The organism is Pseudomonas yangonensis (genome assembly GCF_009932725.1).
GTDB lineage: Bacteria > Pseudomonadota > Gammaproteobacteria > Pseudomonadales > Pseudomonadaceae > Aquipseudomonas > Aquipseudomonas yangonensis.
Genome location: NZ_BLJU01000057.1, coordinates 1 through 260, shown reverse-complemented (window position 1 = coordinate 260; position 260 = coordinate 1). Strand labels below are relative to the sequence as shown.

Genomic DNA, 260 nt, shown 5'->3' with positions numbered 1-260 from the left:
AGATCGGCCGCCAGATAGATACGCTCCTCGCGCTGGCCCTGGCGGCTACCCAGGTCTGCTACTACCAGCCATTCGTGCTTCATCAGCGCATCGGCTTCAGCGAACTGCGCGGCGCTCAAGGCGGCGTGCAGCGCGCGCGGCAGTTGGCCAAGCAATTTCCGGGACTGCTCCGGGGCCGGCCGGAAAACCAGGCCGTGAACGACCCCGAGCACCCGCGCTGGCCCGGCTGTCCGCTGGCTTTCGCCTACCCCGACCGCCTC

Annotated in this window: 1 protein-coding gene; it reads left to right on the top strand. The window is 68.8% G+C overall.

Features of this window, described 5'->3' with window-relative positions; translation table 11 throughout:
• Positions 1-260, top strand: a 260-nt coding sequence (locus tag GYB81_RS24540; RefSeq protein ID WP_178106601.1) for a hypothetical protein, incomplete at both ends; no start/stop codon positions are given.